This window comes from Vallitalea maricola, assembly GCF_036985595.1.
GTDB classification, from domain to species: Bacteria; Bacillota; Clostridia; order Lachnospirales; family Vallitaleaceae; genus Vallitalea; species Vallitalea maricola.
Genome location: NZ_BTPU01000080.1, coordinates 1 through 13,710, shown reverse-complemented (window position 1 = coordinate 13,710; position 13,710 = coordinate 1). Strand labels below are relative to the sequence as shown.

Here is a 13,710-nt window from a genome sequence, read left to right as displayed (position 1 = left end):
CTTACCTACTAGCTAATCAGACGCGGGTCCATCCTATGCTACCGGAGTTTTTACCACTAAGTCATGCGACTCTGTGGTCTTATGCGGTATTAGCACACTTTTCAATGTGTTATCCCCCTGCATAGGGCAGGTTACCCACGCGTTACTCACCCGTCCGCCGCTTTCCACTATCTAAATCACCCGAAGGTTCAATAGGTAGCTTCTCGCTCGACTTGCATGTGTTAAGCACGCCGCCAGCGTTCATCCTGAGCCAGGATCAAACTCTCATGTTAAAGATTTTTTAAGGTTAGAATTTCTTAGCTTTGATTTTAAGATTAAATTGTCTTAATTATCAAAGGTTAGTTATTCTTAACTTAAAACATCGTATAAGTTTTAATCTTGACCAGATTGCTCTGGCTTATATTTTATAGACTATCGTCTTATCCATTAATTTACTAAGGAATTTTCTTGGGTAAAACTTATTACTAAGTTTTTGGTTGTTTCACTGTTCAGTTTTCAAGGTTCTCTGTTGTTGTTTGCTGTTGTTTTTTTGCGAGACAACGAAATATATCTTATCATGCATTTCAACATTTGTCAACAAGTTTTTTTATTTTTTTTAATTATTTATTTTACATAATTTGTAATGGCGGAGAAGGAGGGATTTGAACCCTCGCGCCGCGTGAACGACCTATACCCTTAGCAGGGGCACCTCTTCAGCCACTTGAGTACTTCTCCACAACTGAATTATATAAAATATTTAATTATGCCCTAACGAGTAGCGCAAAAGTTATTATACTAGAGGATACCTATAATGTCAATACGTTTTTTATATTTTTTATTAATTATTATATTTTATACATATATATTATATTGAAAATACTCCATTATGATATTACTTAGCGCATATATATGCCTTTTAGGTATATTTATCCCTATTAAATGTACTATACTTTTTCTCTTATAAGATTTATTTATTAAGGATTATTAATTGCTATTAATCTAGTTATTTATACCTTTATATACAAGATATAGTAATTAAAGCTTGATGGTTACTATATCTTGTATAATCTTTTATAAAATTTATTTATTATACATTATTTATAATTAATCAAAAATTTATAATCAAGTAATAATAATACAGAAACTAAATATATTTGCTTTTAGGATTCATACTTATTCTTTTATATATGGTTCTCCATCAGCTGCTGGCGGAACAGATTTGCCTATAAATCCCATAAGTATTACTATTGTCAACACATATGGAATCATTGATAATACATCTATAGGTATAGGTATATTCTTTCCACCTAAGAAGACAACCAATGCTTGAGCTCCACCAAATACTAAACATGCTCCTAATGCACCTTGTGGTTTCCAATTTCCAAATATCATCGCAGCCAAGGCAATAAATCCTTGTCCAGATATTAAAGTTGGAAAGAAATTAGATGCTACTGCCAGGCTCATGGAAGCGCCGCCAAACCCTGATAATACTCCAGATAATATTACACATATATATCTAGTCTTATGTACACTAATTCCTAATGTATCTGCAGCTTCTGGATGGTCTCCAACTGCTCTAACCCTAAGACCAACCTTAGTCTTATATAATATAAACCACATAATTATTGCAAATAGAAATGCTAAGTAAACTGTTATTTCTTGATCGAATATATTATCTAAAAATGAATACTCAGGAAATACTCCCTTAAATAATTTGGGTATTTTATTTTCTAGAGGAATACTTTTTGTCATAAATTTTCCATCAAAGAATTTTCTGCATAGGAACAATGATAATCCTGGTCCTAAAAAGTTAATAGCAATCCCAGAGACAACTTGTTCAGCACCAAGGGTAACAGATGCTATTGCGTGTAATAATGCTAATAGACCTGCACCTATTCCCGCACATATTAGTCCAAGCCACCAAATTCCTGAATAATAACCTACAGTAGCCCCTATAAAGGCTCCCATAGTCATCATACCTTCTAATCCAATGTTAAAAACTCCAGATCTTTCTGATATAACGCCTCCTAATGAAGTATATATCAAAGGTGTAGAATACATTAATGTAGTTCCTAATATAAACCCTATACTATTCATCTAGTCACCCCTTTTCTATCTGTTAGACGTTTTAATACCTTAACGATTCTAGGAATTGCTATAAAAAATATAATTGTACCAATCATTATATTAATTATCTCTTTTGGAGCTTCAATAGGTCTGGCCTGTATTTTTGAACCTCCATATTTTAACGCCCCAAAGAATAATCCTGAGAAAATACATGCTATTGGTGAATTACCTGCTATTAAAGCGACTCCTATTCCGTCTAAACCGTATCCTTCCATTGCAGATAGGGTGGTTATACCTTTTGATACACCAAGTATCATTAGAGCACCAGCTAGTCCACTAACAGAACCTGATATGAACATGGAAGTAACAATATTTCTCTTTACATTTATTCCCCCATATTCAGCAGCAAATTTATTGTACCCAACAGCTCTTAATCTGAAACCTAGCGTTGTTTTATTTAATATGAACCAGATTAATATTGCAACTAATATAGCTATTATGATTCCATAATTGACAGGAGATTTTAGAATATCTCTTATTCCAGGATGGTCTATTAACCACTCTTTTCCCGATTCAGAGTTTTTGAATCCTTCTAAAAACACAATACTGGCACTATCTTTAATAGTATGAGCTTTATTGGTACGTTCAAAGAATGCAGGTATATTAATAACAGCATTATGAGCATATAAAGCAATCCAGTTCAACATGATAGATGATATTACCTCATGTATACCAAATTTTGCTTTTAAAGCTCCAATTAAAGCTCCCCACAACCCTCCAAATATAATTGCTACAATCATAACTACTATAGGGTGAATTACTGGAGGTAGGTTGAAAAAATATCCTGCCATTGAAGCTACTATTGTTCCTACTATAAATTGTCCTTCTGCTCCAATATTTAATAATCCTGTTTTTAAGGCAAATGCTATAGATACACCTGTTAGTATTAATGGAGTAGATTTGATTATCGTATATGCAATGTACTTAGGTTTGCTGAAAACCCCTTTTGCTATGACGCCATATATCTGAAGTGGATTATACCTGGCAATAAGTAATATAATAGCTGTTATTATAAATCCAAACAATATTGACAAGAGCGTCATCTTGGTAGTTGATTTTAATAGTTTTTTCTTCTCCATTATTTTTTGCCCCCTGCCATTTCTAATCCTAATTTTGCTTCCGTTGCTTCTTTTGCATCTACTACATAATTGATTTTTCCTTCATATATGACTGCAATACGATCCGATACATTCATTACCTCATCAAGCTCTAATGAAACTAATAATACAGCCTTATTCCTATCTCTTTGCTTTACCAATTCTTTATGTACATATTCTATAGCTCCTACGTCAAGACCTCTTGTTGGTTGTGTAGCAATCAAAAGGTCAGGATTATTCATGATCTCTCTAGCTATAATAACTTTTTGCTGATTTCCACCAGACAATGATTTAGCTAACACAGTTTCATCAGTTGGTCTTATGTCAAATTGTTCAATTAGATTTTTAGCATTATCAATGATCTTATCTTTTTGTAAGATACCTTTTTTAGAAAATGGTTCTTTATGATAATTTTCCAGTATCATATTTTCATAGATACTAAAATCAAGAACTAATCCAACTTTTTGCCTATTTTCTGGTATTGTTGATACTTTATTATCAATTATTTTTCTAGGTGTCATGTTGGTAATGTCTTTTCCATTTATTTTAACATGTCCTTTTTCAATCTTTCTAAGACCTGTTATAGCTTCAACTAATTCACTTTGTCCATTACCATCTACACCAGCTATTCCAACAATTTCTCCTCTCTTGACTTCTAGAGATAAACCATCAACAGCTACTAGACCCCTATTGTTTTTTACTGTAATGTTATCAATAGACAATACTGTATCTGTTGTTTCTCTATCCTCTTTTGGTACTTTGAATGTTACTTCCCTACCTACCATTTTAGCTGCTAAATCTTCTTCTGTTACTTCATCTACTTTAACTGTATCAATTCGTTTTCCTCTTCTGATTATTGTACAATTGTCAGCTACCTGTTTTATCTCCTTTAACTTATGAGTTATTATTATTACTGATTTACCTTCTTTAGTTAAGTTATCAATTATTATAACTAACTCTTTGATCTCTTGTGGTGTAAGCACGCTTGTAGGTTCGTCCAATATTAATATATCAGCTCCTCTATAGAGAGCTTTTAGTATTTCCACTCTTTGCTGCATACCTACGGTTATATCTTCAATTTTGTCATCAGGATTTACATATAAACTATATTTTTCAGATAATTCAACAATCTCTTCTTTGGCTTTTTTCATATCTAACACACCATATTTAGTTATCTCACTGCCAAGAATAATATTCTCTACTACTGTAAAAGGTTCAACTAGCATAAAATGTTGATGCACCATACCTATTCCATTAGCTATTGCTACATTAGGATTATTTACATTAACTTTATTACCATTAATATATATTTCACCACTTGTTGGCTCTATCATTCCATATAATTGATTCATTAGAGTAGATTTACCTGCTCCATTTTCTCCTAATAGTGCATGAACTTCTCCTCTATATACTGTAAGATTGATATTATCATTAGCAGTTAGATGACCAAATTTTTTAGTAATACTTTTCATTTCAATTACTCTGGTTTTATAATCTATATTATGCAAAGTATCTATCCTTTCTCTATTTAGTTGGCTAAAATCACAGCTCAGACAATATGCCTGAGCTGTTTAGGAGTCTAATAACTATTTATCACCGTATAATTCATCATATTCTTCTCTTGTCTTAGGAACAACTATCTTACCTGCTTTTATATCTTCCTCTAATTGTTCAACTTCTTTTAGTATATCTTCTGGTACAGCTTCTGATGATGTTGGCGCTATTCCTACTGCTCCATCGCTTAATCCATAGTTTTTATTAGTTCCACCTTCAAATTTACCATTTTTAAGATCTTCTGCAACCATGTATATTGCTTGGTCAACTCTTTTAACTGCTGATGTGATAATTGCTTCTTTTCCTAGTTTTGCTCTTTGATCTTGGTCTACACCAATAACATATTTTTCATTTTCAACAGCTGATTCAATAACTCCAGTACCAGTAAATCCAGCAGCATGGAATATTATATCGGCTCCGTTTTGATACATACTATTAGCTATTGCTTTTCCTTTTGCTGTATCACCAAAGTCATTGGCATATTGAATTTGTATCTTAGCATCTGGATTAGCTGTTTTTACTCCAGCTCTATATCCACTCTCAAATCTCCAGATAACATCAAATTCCATACCACCTACAAAACCTACATTATTTGTTTTTGTCATTTTACCAGCTATGTATCCAACTAAGAAAGATGGTTCATGTTCACTGAATGTAACACCTAATAGATTATCTAATGGTTCTTCATATGCATTATCTATAATCGCATATTTTCTGTCTGGATTAGTTTCAGCTGCCTTGTATACAGCATCTGCCATTAGATATCCAATACCCCATATTAAATCATTACCTTGGTCATATAATGTTTCTAGGTTAGGATCATAGTCAGATTCTTGAGTCGATTCCATATATTCTGCAGTTATACCTAAGTCATTTTGAGCTTTTTCTAATCCTTCCCATGCAGATTGATTAAATGATTGGTCATTAATTCCACCTGTATCAGTTACCATACTTATTTTTAAATCACATGTTTCTTCTTCTTGTTCTTTTGAGTCTTCTTCTTCTGTATTATTTATGTCTTCTTGTGAGTCTGCATCAGATTCTTGATCATCAGTTACTTCATTTCCTTGACCTATTGTGTCTTCTTCTTTTTTCTCTCCACAGCCAGTTAGAAGTAGAGTGAACACCATAGTCAGCGTAACAATAATTGATAATACTTTTTTCATCTTATAACAATCCTCCCATATCTACATAAAAATATTAAATTATTACAGAAAAAATATTGTTTTTCACCAGCTTTTAAGCTTGGTATTTTACCTTTATAAATTGAATATTAATCTAATATTAACAAATCATCCAACTCATAATAAAAAAACTTATTTTTTTTGTAATAATCTTATACTTATATTACCATATGATGGGAGTTTTGTCATAATTTTTAACCAAATAATTATTATTATTGTAAAAAATACAAAAAAATAATATATCAATACATAAATGTTATTGATATATTATTTATATAAGCAATGTATTCTTCAATTATAATTAATTTTGTAAAGTATCTTCCAATTAAAACTTTATTTAGTAATATTTAATAAGTTAATAAGTTCTTCTGAAGGTTGAATCTCAAATAAATTTAATTTATCATCCTCTTCATATATGCAATAATATATATCTAAGTTCTTAAGATTTTTATTTAACTTCTTCTTTTTATTATACTTCTGTTTTTTATCATTAGCATAATCCCTGCTGGTAATAGGTTTAATTTTCTTTATTTGATTAGTGTTTATATTCACTAATATTTTTTCTTTTGAACCTGTTATTTCTTGTATAATTAAGTCATTTTCAATCAGCATGTATTTGTAAGAAGTTATATATTTTTTTATAATGATATAAGATAATATTGTTGCTATTATTAATGTCAAACCATCGATGATACTTGTATTAAGCTTTAATGTGTTTCCTAAGAAATTAAAAAGTATTAATAGTATTGCACCTATTATTATAAAAACAAGCATTTTTAATGGTGATATTTTTTCTCTTTTTGTTATTTCTTGATGCATAGTTACATCCCCTAACTCTTATTTATTATATTTTAATAGGATATTTGTATAACCTTTATCTATATAATTTTGTATTTATTCTTTTCTGTTTCGTATAGATTGTTTCCTTCACTGTCAATGACAACTACTACAGGTAAATCTTTTACTTCCATTCTCCTTACTGCTTCTGTTCCTAGGTCATCATAAGCTATTACTTCAACTTTTTTGATTTTATCGGCTAAAAGAGCTGCTGCTCCACCAACTGCTGCAAAATATACTGCTTTATTCTTTATCATGCTATCAACTACATCTTTGCTCCTATCACCTTTTCCTATCATACCTCTTAGGCCTCTATCCAATAAGTAAGGTGCATATGGGTCCATTCTATAACTTGTAGTTGGTCCTGCTGAACCAATTATTTCACCTTCTTTTGCTGGTGATGGTCCTACATAATATATAACACTATCATTAACATCAAAAGGTAGTTTTCCACCTTTTTCTACTTGTTCAACCATTCTCTTATGGGCTGCATCCCTAGATGTATATAATACACCTGATAGTAACACTTTATCTCCAGCCTTGAGAGCTTTAACTTTTTCCTCTGTTAGAGGAGTACTTATTTCTACAGTCATATTCTATACCTCCCACAATCTTATAGACTGATTAAATAATTCGTGTGCTATGTCTAGTAGCATGACAACTAATATTAACAGCGACTGGTAATCCAGCTATATGTGTTGGATAAGTTTCAATGTTTACAGCCAGTGCTGTTGTCCTTCCACCTAATCCTCCTGGTCCAATTCCTAGTTTATTAATTTTATCTAATAATTCTTCTTCCATATCTTTAATATATTCTTTTGATGAGTTATTGCCCACTGGTCTTAGTAAAGCTTTTTTTGCTAGAAAAGCTGCTTTTTCGAATGTGCCTCCTATACCAACTCCTACTATCATAGGTGGACATGCATTACCACCAGCTTGTTCTACTATGTTCAATATAGCTTTTTTTGCGCCTTCTATTCCATCAGCCGGTTTTAACATGGCAATTTTACTCATATTCTCACTACCGAATCCTTTGGGGGCAACTGTTATTTTTATTTTATCGCCATCAACAATATCATAATGAATTATTGCAGGAGTATTGTCTTTTGTGTTTTCTCTGAAGAAAGGGTCTTTTACAACAGATTTCCTTAGATAACCTTCTTCGTATCCCTGTCTTACCCCTTCATTGATTGCATCGGTTATAGATGCACCTGTTATATGTACATCTTGCCCTATTTCACAAAATATTACTGCCATTCCTGTATCCTGACACATAGGCATCATCTTGTTTTTAGCTATTTCTGCATTTTGTTGTATTTGTTCTAATATGTCTTTTCCAATTGGTGATTCTTCTTTGTTTTTATATTCTTTTATAGTATCTAATATGTCTTTACTTACATAACAGTTAGCTTCTATACACATTTCTTTAATCTCTTTTGTTATAAGATTAACTGATATTTCCCTCATAGAAATTCCTCCTTACAAAAAAAGTTTATGTTAATATATAAATTTAACTTATATATACCTCTTTCTATCTTAATCAATTAAAACTTATTCGTCAAGAAAAAGCGCAAGTAAGTCAGAAAAAGGATATTAATCTTAGTTAATATCCTTTTCTACATTATACATTTCTTGATATAGATTTATTATTCTTTTATATTCGGATTCTGTTATTACTCCTTTTAATTCATTACTTCTTACTCTACTTAGCAACCCGATCTCTTCCGCTTTTTTTATATAATTTACTGCCCAGTTGCTGACACTATGATAGCTATAACTGTATGATTTATATTCTTTTAATTTAATTTCGCCATTTTCTTTTTCATAAGCTCTAATCAATAAAGTATATACTTGTTCTTTTGTTATATTTTCATTAGGACGAAATGTATCATCCCCAAAACCACTTACTAGATTATTTTTATAGGCTGTGTAAATATATTTGGCGTCATTTGATTTTATATCTATGTCTTTGAATACTTCTTTTGGTTCTAATATATCAATTTCCAACGCTTTTACAAGATATTCAGTGAACTTTGCTCTATCTAAGGGGTTATCTTTTGATCCAGTCTTAAAATTTACGATATACTTAGATTTTTTTTCACTGGGTATTGTACTGTTTTGGAAAATGAAATCTACATTAATTGAAACTTGGTAATTAGTATTATATTCTAATTTTTTTAGAGGCAATATTATTAAACTGTTATCAATGTATTTATCATCCTGTGGTAATATTATTTTGGTTTTAACTTCAATTCCTTTATCTTCATTCTCCAGTTTTATATCATTGTTGTATATTCTTCTTATTTTATTTTTATCCGAATAGTAACTTAGTGTAATGGGCAAGCCCACATTGCTAGATTCTATATCCAAATCTCTATAGGGATTTATTTTATAATTATTTTCCCAAGTTATAGGTACATTTTCCATATTGTCATAAGGGTATATTACAATTTTTTTATTTTTTACTGTCAAGTCCCTAGATTTTCCTCCAAGGTCATATGTGTACATATCTTTATATGAACCCATACCTATATGTTGATATAACGGGTCTAAAAATGATATTCTGGAATATGGATTATTAATTAAATCTACAACCCCATTTTTGTAGCTATCCAAATTATTATTTATAAATTCCGTTATATAAGGATTGAAGTATGAGTAATAGGATGCTCTATCCCAGCTATATCTTCCTCTATAATATTTGTTTCCACTTTCCTCAATAAGGGAGAAATTATTGTTTACAGACATATATTTACTATGATTAGCAGCAGATGATTCCAACTGTTTACTATTCTCTATAGATCTGACTGATACTTTTTCTCTTATCTCATTTATATATTGAATAGCTTCGTCTGGTTTATCTTCAGAAGCATAGATTTTTATATTACAGATGATACTCACAGCTATAATTAAATATAATACTTTTTTTATATTCTTTATTATCACTTCTTCACCTCCAAGATAAACAAAGCATTTAGTTATATGTTAATAGTTAACTAGTCCTCTTATACTATTATAACAGATATACTTAGATATACTGTTACATGTATATTACAACTTGAAGTCAATAATCAGGCTTTTATCAACAATAATTCAAAAGAAAAAGGCTACATAAAGTCTTATTGAACTTTATGTAACCTCTTTTTGTTATTCTTATATTATTGTTTATTTTCTTCTTCTTTTTCTTCCTGTAATTCTTCGTCTGTTTCTTCTATTTCTTCTATTTCTTCAATTTCTTCTTCATGGGTTACTTCTTCTTTTATTCTTGCAATACCTGCTACAACTATATCATCATCTAAGTTCATTAGTCTAACCCCTGAAGTAACACGACCAAATCTGGATATATCACTGACTCTTATTCTAATAACTATACCTTCTGTAGTTATTATCATAAGTTCATTATCTTCATTAACCGCTTTTATTCCTATTACATTACCTGTTTTTTCAGTTATTTTATAGAATTTAACTCCTTTACCACCACGTCTTTGTGTAGTAAATTCATCAATATCAGTTCGTTTTCCTAATCCATTTTCAGATACTACCAGTAGGTCAGTACCCTGTGATGTTAACTGCATACCTATTACTTCATCATCATGGTTTAGATTCATACCTCTTACACCCATAGATGTTCTACCAATAACTCTTACATCACTTTCACTGAAACGGATACATTGTCCATATTTTGTACCTAGTATTATGTCTTGTTTATTATCAGTTAATTTAACTTCAATTAAATCATCATCTTCTTTTAGTATTATTGCTTGTAGACCACTAATTCTGATATTTACATATTCCATGATATTACTCTTCTTAATTATACCTTTTTTAGTTGCCATAAGAAGATATCTGTCTTCTCTATATTCACTCAAAGGTATTACAGCTGTTATTTGTTCGTCTGGATCTAACTGTAATAAATTAACTAGAGCTGTACCTCTTGCTGTTCTACTAGCTTCAGGTATTTCATATGCTTTTAATCTATATACTTTACCTTTATTTGTAAAATATAGTATAAAGTGATGAGTAGATGTAATAAATAAGTTTTGTATGAAATCCTCATCTCTTGTTTGCATTCCTTTAATACCTTTTCCACCTCTGTGTTGACTTTTATAAGTGTTTATTGGCATTCTCTTAATATATCCAAGGTGAGTCATAGTAATAACTGTTGGTTCTTTTTTGATAAGGTCCTCTAAAGAGATTTCTCCTGCATCATAAGTTATTTCTGTCCTTCTTGGATCACCATATTTTTCTTTGATTATTAATATTTCTTCTTTGATAACAGCATATAATAATTTGTCATCTGCTAATATGGCTTTTAATTCTTTTATCTTTTCCATTAATTCTCTATATTCGTTTTCTATCTTTTCTCTTTCCAAACCAGTTAACGCTCTAAGTCTCATATCGACTATAGCTTGGGATTGTATTTCGCTGAACTGGAATCTATCAATTAAATTAAGCTTAGCTTCTGCTGTACTCTTGGAAGCTCTGATTATTTTAATTACTTCATCAATAAATTCTAAGGCTTTTAATAGTCCTTCTAAGATATGTGCTCTATTTTCAGCTTTTTTCAATTCATATTTAGTTCTTCTAGTAACTACTTCTTTTTGATGCTCCAAATAATATTCAAGCATTTGCTTCAAGTTAAGTATCTTAGGTTCATTCTTAACAAGAGCAAGCATATTAATACCGAATGTATCTTGTAATTGAGTATGTTTGTATAGTTGATTCAATATAACGTTAGCATTAGAATCACGTTTTAATTCAATAACAACACGCATACCTTTACGATCTGATTCATCTCTTAGATCTGAAATACCTTCTATTTTTTTCAACTTAACTAATTCAGCAATCTTTTCTATTAATCTTGCTTTATTAACTTGATAAGGTAGTTCTGTAACTATTATTCTCTGTTTATTTCCTGGCATTGGCTCAATATCAACAGCTGCTCTTACTTTAACTTTACCTTTACCAGTTCTGTAAGCTTGTTTTATACCATTTTTCCCTAAAATTTTACCATAAGTAGGAAAATCAGGTCCTTTTATTATTTCTAGAAGTTCATCAATTTCAGTTTCTCTATCTTCAAGTGTTTTGTTATCAATTATTTTAACTACACCATCTATTACTTCATTTAAGTTATGAGGTGGTATATTAGTTGCCATTCCAACTGCAATTCCAGATGTTCCGTTTACTAGTAAGTTAGGAAATCTTGCTGGCAAGACTTCAGGTTCTTTTAATGATTCATCAAAGTTAGGTTTGTAATCAACAGTATCTTTACCTATATCAGCCAATAATTCCATTGACATTTTACTCATTCTAGCTTCTGTATAACGCATTGCAGCTGCACTATCACCATCAACAGAACCAAAGTTCCCATGGCCATCTACTAATAGATATCTAGTAGAGAAATCTTGTGCCATACGAACCATTGCATCATAGATAGAACTATCACCATGAGGGTGATATTTACCCATTGTATCTCCAACGATTCTTGCTGATTTACGGTAAGGTTTATCAGGAGATAAATTAAGTTCACTCATTGAATATAATATTTTCCTATGAACCGGCTTTAATCCATCTCTTACATCTGGTAGTGCTCTTGAGGCAATAACACTCATGGCATAGTCAATATATGATTTTTTCATTTCATCCTGTAAATCAACGGATATTATTTGATCGTATTCTTGTCTTTCATCCATTATATTAATCCTCCCAAATTAACAATGTTAATGTTAATTTATTATTTACTTAACTCATATTAAAAGTGATTTAGTCGAGTTATTTTTAGCTTTAGTATAAGTTTTAGATATCTAAATTTCTTACATGCTTAGCATGTGATTGAATAAATTCACGTCTAGGCTCAACTTTATCACCCATCAATGTCGTGAATACTTCATCAGCACTTGCTGCATCATCTAATTCAACTTTTAATAGTATTCTCTTATCTGGATCCATGGTTGTGTCCCACAATTGTTCTGCGTCCATTTCACCTAATCCTTTGTATCTTTGAAGGTTAATACCGTCTCTACCAATTTCATTTAACAATTTCTCTAAAACTCTATCATTGTAAACATATTGTGAGTTTTTATTTTTTGTTACTTTATAAAGAGGAGGTTGTGCGATATACACTTTTCCCTGCTCAATAAGTTTAGGCATATAACGGTAGAAAAATGTTAAGAGCAATGTTCTAATATGAGCACCATCAACATCGGCATCTGTCATAATAATTATCTTATGATATCTTAATTTCTCTATATCAAAATCATCTGATATACCTGTTCCAAAAGCAGTTATCATGGCTCTTATTTCTTTGTTACTCAATATTTTATCAAGTCTAGCTTTTTCTACATTAAGTATTTTTCCTCTTAGAGGTAAAATAGCTTGAGTTTGTCTTGATCTAGCTGATTTTGCTGAACCTCCAGCTGAATCTCCCTCAACAATATATATTTCACATTTAGTTGGATCCTTATCTGAACAATCCGCTAGTTTACCAGGTAAACTAGTACTCTCTAGAGCACTTTTTCTTCTTGTCAGATCCCTAGCCTTTCTTGCAGCATCTCTTGCACGACTAGCCATCAATGCTTTTTCTAATATTATCTTGGCTACTGCTGGATTTTGTTCCAAGAAGTAAGTAAGTTGCTCTGATACTATAGAATCAACTGCACCTCTAGCTTCACTGTTACCTAATTTTTGTTTTGTCTGACCTTCAAACTGTGGATCTTCAATCTTTATACTGATAACAGCAGTTATTCCTTCTCTTACATCTTCACCAGATAAGTTCTTCTCGTTATCTTTTAGTATTTTATTTTTTCTTGCATAATCATTAAGAGTTTTTGTAAAAGCTGTCCTGAATCCACTTAGATGAGTACCGCCTTCAGGTGTATTGATATTATTTACAAAAGTGAATATATTTTCTACGTATGAGTCATTATGTTGAA

10 protein-coding genes, 1 tRNA gene and 1 rRNA gene are annotated in these 13,710 nt (G+C 30.9%); all 12 read right to left on the bottom strand.

The features are described from left to right. Positions 1-272 (bottom strand): 16S ribosomal RNA (locus tag AACQ14_RS20355); the annotation flags it as partial. Between the two features lie 351 nt (positions 273-623). Further along, positions 624-714: transfer RNA gene (locus tag AACQ14_RS20350), tRNA-Ser, on the bottom strand. A 438-nt stretch (positions 715-1,152) separates the two neighbouring features. Next, positions 1,153-2,076: an ABC transporter permease gene (locus AACQ14_RS20345; RefSeq protein ID WP_339365418.1), complete on the bottom strand. Its 924-nt coding sequence runs from the start codon at positions 2,074-2,076 to the stop codon at positions 1,153-1,155. Further along, on the bottom strand, positions 2,073-3,185 hold the full coding sequence (locus AACQ14_RS20340) for an ABC transporter permease (protein ID WP_339365417.1): 1,113 nt from the start codon (positions 3,183-3,185) through the stop codon (positions 2,073-2,075). The genes AACQ14_RS20345 and AACQ14_RS20340 overlap by 4 nt, the downstream gene beginning before the upstream one ends. After that, on the bottom strand, positions 3,185-4,675 hold the full coding sequence (locus AACQ14_RS20335) for an ABC transporter ATP-binding protein (RefSeq protein WP_339365419.1): 1,491 nt from the start codon (positions 4,673-4,675) through the stop codon (positions 3,185-3,187). Before AACQ14_RS20335 ends, AACQ14_RS20340 begins: the two co-directional genes overlap by 1 nt. 114 nt (positions 4,676-4,789) lie before the next feature. Next, positions 4,790-5,923 (bottom strand): BMP family lipoprotein, encoded by a 1,134-nt coding sequence (locus AACQ14_RS20330; RefSeq protein WP_339365416.1) that lies wholly within the window; start codon positions 5,921-5,923, stop codon positions 4,790-4,792. A 351-nt stretch (positions 5,924-6,274) separates the two neighbouring features. Continuing rightward, positions 6,275-6,760 (bottom strand): hypothetical protein, encoded by a 486-nt coding sequence (locus AACQ14_RS20325; RefSeq protein WP_339365415.1) that lies wholly within the window; start codon positions 6,758-6,760, stop codon positions 6,275-6,277. Between the two features lie 59 nt (positions 6,761-6,819). Then, complete coding sequence (locus AACQ14_RS20320) at positions 6,820-7,371, bottom strand: Fe-S-containing hydro-lyase (RefSeq protein ID WP_339365414.1); 552 nt, start codon at positions 7,369-7,371, stop codon at positions 6,820-6,822. Between the two features lie 31 nt (positions 7,372-7,402). Further along, positions 7,403-8,245, bottom strand: a complete 843-nt coding sequence (locus AACQ14_RS20315) for a fumarate hydratase (protein ID WP_339365413.1) — start codon at positions 8,243-8,245, stop codon at positions 7,403-7,405. Between the two features lie 132 nt (positions 8,246-8,377). Next, entirely contained in the window at positions 8,378-9,724 is a 1,347-nt protein-coding gene (locus AACQ14_RS20310) for an S-layer homology domain-containing protein (protein WP_339365412.1), read from the bottom strand. Between the two features lie 212 nt (positions 9,725-9,936). Continuing rightward, positions 9,937-12,471, bottom strand: coding sequence for a DNA gyrase subunit A (gene gyrA / locus AACQ14_RS20305; protein WP_339365411.1), 2,535 nt, complete (start codon positions 12,469-12,471; stop codon positions 9,937-9,939). A 103-nt stretch (positions 12,472-12,574) separates the two neighbouring features. Continuing rightward, positions 12,575-13,710, bottom strand: a 1,136-nt coding sequence (locus AACQ14_RS20300) for a toprim domain-containing protein (protein ID WP_339365410.1), incomplete at its 5' end; no start/stop codon positions are given.